Origin of the sequence: Mycobacterium sp. (assembly GCF_040509115.1) — a bacterium.
Classification (GTDB): domain Bacteria; phylum Actinomycetota; class Actinomycetes; order Mycobacteriales; family Mycobacteriaceae; genus Mycobacterium.
Map to the genome: position 1 here is coordinate 1 of NZ_JBEVLO010000429.1, position 5,034 is coordinate 5,034.

Consider the following 5,034-nt stretch of genomic DNA (forward strand, 5'->3'; position numbering starts at 1 on the left):
GTGACAACCGATTCGTGGTGGCCGCACCGGTGATGGTGCCTGCATACATGCCATCGCCCACCGAGCCCCTTGGACTGCGAGTAGTCGATGCCGCGACGCTGGAAGTAACAGATGTGTTGCCCTCGGAAGTTCAGCCCATGGCTGTGCACGTCACTAGCACCGGTGCGCTACTGGTCAGCGAGACCCCAATGCGTCACAAGCCCGGCGCCGATCCCCATGCGCTGCCGGAGTTTCCCGACGGGCACCTGAGGGTCTACGAATCCGGCACCCTGCAGTTGCGCGGTCGGGTTCCCATCGGTCCCAGCGTCCTGACCGTGCGGTCGAGCCCGGATGGCAACCGCGCCTACGCCTCCAGTCTGGTCTCCGGGAACGTAACCGTCATCGACCTTGATGGCCTCGACGTGGTCGCCACCATTCCAGTTGAGCGGGGCGCACATGGAATGACCGTCGTCCCCGCCGGATGATCGGCCCGACATTGTGTTGTCAATGTCGTTGCAGGACAATCATTTCAGTGCCCCGATGGTGTCGGCGATGCCGACGGTGCCGACGGTGTCGGCGATGACCGCTGACTGCTGATTGCGACGTGTTCGGTAGTCGGCCGGGGTGCTGTCGCGGCCGCTCCGGCCGGTGGCGATCAACGCGGGTCGCGGCCCTCGACAGCGCCGCCGGGGGTGAGCACGCGCCGGACCGCCGAACGCAGCCACGCGTGCGCCCCGTCCGCGGAATTGCTTGGATGCCAAGCCATGCCGATCACCACCGAGGGCAATGCGAAGGGCGGTTCTACGATGGACAGTCCCATGTCGAGAGCGAGATCACGCAGCGGCGCCGGCGATGCTGCAGCGGGTTCGAGCGGGACAAGGCAAACCATGTCGCTGCGCGAAGACAACGTCATCGCGGTGACATGGCTGGGCAACACTCCGACCACCCTGCGCTGCAACTCTAGTTCTGCCAGTGCCGCGTCGATCGGGCCAGTGAAACGGCCGCGTCTGCTCACGGTGATGTGCGCCGCTTCCGCGACGCGCTCGGGAGAGCAATCGCCCTCACTCAGCGGATGGCCACGGCGCATGACGAACACCATGGCTAGCGTCAGGAGTTCCTCGGTGACGGTCTCGGGGTCGACGTGGTCCAGAACGCCGACTTCGAGATCAACGCGCCCGTCGCGCAGTGCTGGGCCTCCCTCGAGTTGTTCGGGGAGGAAGCGGATCGAGACTCCGGGCGCCTCTCGCTCGGCTAGCGAGAAGATGCGCGGCGCGAGTGCTGCTGTCACCAAGTCGCCGACCTGTGCGGTGAAGGTAGTGCGGAGCAGCGCCGGGTCGGTCCGCTCCGCCGGCGCCAGCAAGACACCAAGTTGGCGCACAACGGCGTTGACCTCCGCGCGCATCGCTTCGGCGCGTGGGGTGGGGATCATGTGCTGGCCGGCGCGCACGAGCAGCGGGTCTCCCAAAACCCGGCGAAGTCGGCTCAGTGTGCGGCTCATCGACGCAGGTGAGGTGTGCAGCCGGCCAGCCGCGCGGGTGACGCTCTGCTCGGTTAGAAGGACGTCCAACGCGATCAGTAGGTTGGCATCGACACCTGGACGCACACTGCGTATTTCATCATTCGTCAGGATCGTTTCCTTGCTTTTCCGTCATTTCCCCGTCCCCGTGCGGGATGGGCGGCGTTGTCGGGCGGCCAGTCGGGGCCGCGTTGCTCGCCGTCGCCTACGGACGGTTGGCGTGGTGAACCGACCGCAGACGACGCAATCGGGGGCTCGGTGGACGATGGCGATCTCCCTGTGAGTGCTATGGGCGCGCCGCGTGGCGGCTCGCCCTTGAATCAACGGCAACTCGAGTGCTTCTTCGCCGTCGCGCGGGAACTGCATTTTCGCCGCGCCGCGGAGGGGCTGCACTTAGGGCAGGGCACCGTCAGCGAAGCCGTCGCGGCGCTGGAACGCTCCGTCGGTGCCCAACTCTTCCACCGCACCACCCGCACCGTCGAGCTAACCGCGGCCGGCTACGAACTGCTGGCGGCGACCCTGGGCCCCTACGAACGCCTCGCCGAGGCCTTTGGAAGCGTCCAGGCGGTGCGGCGGCCACCGGGACTTCGTCTAGCGCATACTCCAGAACTCGGCCAGTTGGTGCTGCCTCGACTAATCGCCGCGCAGGCCACCGCCGCCGGTGACGCAGCCTCGCCCGTGACTTGGATTCCGCGACGGCTGCACACCCACGACCAGATCGCGGCTGTGCGCTCCGGCGCAGTCGGGCTGGGTCTGTGCTGGCAGCCCCAAGTCGACGACGCTGAACTATCTGCCGTTGAGATCGCCCGGATTCCGTGCGTGGCGGTGCTACGCGCCGACGACCCGCTTGCCGACCGGCCGCATGTCGCAGTAGGCGACCTGCAGGGGCGCCGTCTGCTGATCACGCCCCGCTCCTACAACGTCTTCCTGGGCGGGCGTATCGACTCCGCGCTGGCTACCGCCGGAATTGCCCCCGACCGGGTCGAGGAGTTCCTGCATTTCACCGAGCTGAGCTTCGCCGTAGCCACCGGGGTAGCCGTGGTCGGGATCCACCCGGCCAGCATCGCAGTGCTCAACACGACACCCGGACTGGTCTTCCGGGCTCTCGTCGAACCGTCGGTGCACATCAGCATGGTCGTGCTCGGCGCGGCCACGCTCCACCCCGCCGCGCGTGAGGTTACCGAGGCGCTCCGCGACATCGGAAGTCGGATACGACAAGAGATCGCGCGCGCTTTGACGCCGACATGAATCAGGACCGCGGCTCAGCTAGCGGGAGCCTGGCGGGCCGACCGGAGTCGACGAACACGGGGTGGATCGTCCGTCGGCCGAACAAGTACGTGCCGTCGACGACGGCGTACTCGTCGGCCACGTCGGCGACGACGATCGGGGCAGCGAAATTTACCGGAGGGGGCTCGTCGGCGCCAAAAAGCATCATGATTGACGAGCCGCGCACAATGGCGTCCCCGCCACGCGCCACCACGAGATTGGTGAACACGTGGCGCGCGGTGCGTCGTCCCAGCGCACGCCGCCGGTCATAGGCCGCCTTGATGGCCGCACGGCCCCGCTCGCCACGACCGTCGTATTCGAAGTAGCCGTCCTCGGTGAAGAGCAGTTCGTTGTCCACCGCCGCATCCACATCGATGCGCCGCGCGAATTCGAACACGAGCGCTTGAATGGCGAAATACTCCAAGACCGTATCCACTATGACGTCTCCCATGTTCAAAAATGGACCCGACCGGAGAAGGTCCCCTGCACGGCCGCGAGTCGCCGCGTCTGGACCAATTTCCCGGAGGTCCTGCCGGGGCCGGGACGGCTAGCCCAGCATGTCACCGCTGCCCGACGCCGATCAATGAGCCGTTGCACGCCACACTGATCGGCCTCCCGATCAGTCGGCACGGATAGCGAGAAACTGGTCGTGAGCCGCCCGACCCCAAGTGACGAACAACGACCATTGATCGGCCCGTCGATCACTGCGGCGCGCGAAAGGTCATTGATCGCCACCGAGACTCGGTGCGAGAGTTTGAGTTCAACATCAGCGGCCAGCCCTACGTCGCACCTCGTGTACCAGGAACCGCTGATCACCTTCTGGCGCCTGCCGTTACGTCGAGCGTCGGGGCCAATCCGGACGTCGAAAGCGAGCACAACGATGTACCACTCGAGCGATCCACGAAACACTCTGTCCAGCAATGGTTCTCGGTCCAGCGACCTGACAACGAAATATGGAAGACCGCAACTGCTCGAGCTACACAACCTTGATGCCTCGGCACAAACGCCTGCCGGTTCTCGAACGTGGTTGGTGCGCACCTCCAACTATCTGGTCGCCTATCACGAAGTGCTTGGTGGCGACGCCGTTGTCCTGTTACCGGCGGTCGCCGACCGGCTCGTCCTGGTTCCACACGACCAAGAGTCGATCACCGTCGAGCTGCACTCGAGGGGACCTGGCAACGCACCAGTGACTGTCGAAGCAGCCAGCATCTTGGTGGTCCCAGGGCCAGCACGGCTCACCGCGCACACCGCGGCGACCATCATCGAGGCGGTGCACTTCGACGATCTGTCGGCGGCTCCGCGGGCGCTAAACGAGGACTTCTACACAGTTCCTGTTCCCGGCGTAGCCCTCCGACCGGGGCGTCGAGTGCCGGGTCTGCAGCATGCGATCACGGTGTATTCGATGTCGGATTACCGCTCCAGCCCCGATCGGTTCGGACGCATAGTCTGCAGCAGCAACATCATGGCCAACCTGCTGGAAATTGAGGACGGCCCGCGCGACGAGACGCGACTGTCGCCCCACAGCCACGACGACTTCGAACAGTGCTGCATCACCACCCGTGGACGTTATGTGCATCACTGGCGGACGCCGTGGACACCGGACTCGACGACCTGGCGCGACGACATGCATCCGGTCTACGACAGCCCCGGCATCGCAATAATCCCACCTGGCGTGATGCACACGGCAAACAGCACCACCGCGGGAGCCAACCAGATGATCGACCTGTTTGCGCCGCCGCGCGCCGACTTCACCGACAAGGGATGGGTGCTCAATGCCGAGGATTGCGCATTGTGATGGCGCCGGATGCGGCAACACGGGGTAGGCCGGCTCTTGGCACGTGGCTCAAACTCGACGCCCCTGAAACCGTAGAAGTAATCGCTGCGGCCGGTTTAGATTTCGTGATCATCGACCTCGAACATGCGGCGATCGGTTTACCCACCGTGTCCACCATGCTCTCGTTGGCTCGACACTGCGGCATCGACGGATTGGTGCGCGTACCGGATCATTCTGGGGCGCTAGCGGCGATGATGTTGGACCAAGGTGCAGCCGGCGTGGTGGTTCCCAGCGTGGAGACCGCGGCGCAGGCGCGCGCGATCGTCAACGCGGTGCGGTTCGCTCCCTGGGGTCGACGCAGTTTGTCGACGAGCGGACGGGCCGGTATGTGGGGTGCTGTGGACGCGCTGGACTACATGAGCGCCCAAAATGCAGCCACGAGCGTCTACTTGCAGATCGAGAGCGCACCTGCCATCCGAGCGGCCAAGGACATCGCCGA

The 5,034-nt window shown here is 65.4% G+C and carries 7 protein-coding genes; 4 read left to right on the forward strand and 3 right to left on the reverse strand.

Features of this window, described 5'->3' with window-relative positions; translation table 11 throughout:
* The coding region (locus tag ABW137_RS29520; RefSeq protein ID WP_526405398.1) for a YncE family protein at window positions 1-464 on the forward strand (464 nt) is incomplete at its 5' end.
* A gap of 39 nt (window positions 465-503) precedes the next feature.
* Here ABW137_RS29520 and ABW137_RS29525 read toward each other — a convergent pair.
* Both ABW137_RS29525 and ABW137_RS29530 read right to left on the reverse strand, forming a co-directional pair.
* Window positions 504-638 carry a hypothetical protein gene (locus tag ABW137_RS29525; protein WP_526405400.1) on the reverse strand — a complete coding sequence of 45 codons (135 nt, stop codon included), beginning with the start codon at window positions 636-638 and terminating at the stop codon, window positions 504-506.
* Window positions 635-1,582: a LysR substrate-binding domain-containing protein gene (locus ABW137_RS29530; protein WP_526405402.1), complete on the reverse strand. Its 948-nt coding sequence runs from the start codon at window positions 1,580-1,582 to the stop codon at window positions 635-637. The genes ABW137_RS29525 and ABW137_RS29530 overlap by 4 nt, the downstream gene beginning before the upstream one ends.
* A 228-nt stretch (window positions 1,583-1,810) precedes the next feature.
* Here ABW137_RS29530 and ABW137_RS29535 point away from each other — a divergent pair, with 228 nt between their 5' ends.
* A complete protein-coding gene (locus ABW137_RS29535; RefSeq protein WP_526405404.1) occupies window positions 1,811-2,743 on the forward strand; it encodes a LysR family transcriptional regulator in 933 nt (310 codons plus the stop codon).
* Between the two features lies 1 nt (window position 2,744).
* On the opposite strand, the gene ABW137_RS29540 is transcribed toward ABW137_RS29535, so the two are convergent.
* On the reverse strand, window positions 2,745-3,212 hold the full coding sequence (locus ABW137_RS29540) for a nuclear transport factor 2 family protein (protein WP_526405406.1): 468 nt from the start codon (window positions 3,210-3,212) through the stop codon (window positions 2,745-2,747).
* A gap of 579 nt (window positions 3,213-3,791) precedes the next feature.
* Between ABW137_RS29540 and ABW137_RS29545 the strand changes: the two genes are divergently transcribed.
* Complete coding sequence (locus ABW137_RS29545) at window positions 3,792-4,556, forward strand: cupin domain-containing protein (RefSeq protein WP_526405407.1); 765 nt, start codon at window positions 3,792-3,794, stop codon at window positions 4,554-4,556.
* Window positions 4,556-5,034, forward strand: a 479-nt coding sequence (locus tag ABW137_RS29550; RefSeq protein ID WP_526405409.1) for an HpcH/HpaI aldolase family protein, incomplete at its 3' end; no start/stop codon positions are given. The genes ABW137_RS29545 and ABW137_RS29550, both read left to right, overlap by 1 nt.

Excerpts from the sequence above, each read along its gene's own strand:
- ABW137_RS29540 (WP_526405406.1), bottom strand. The coding sequence starts at position 3,212 with ATGGGAGACGTCATAGTGGATACGGTCTTGGAGTATTTCGCCATTCAA.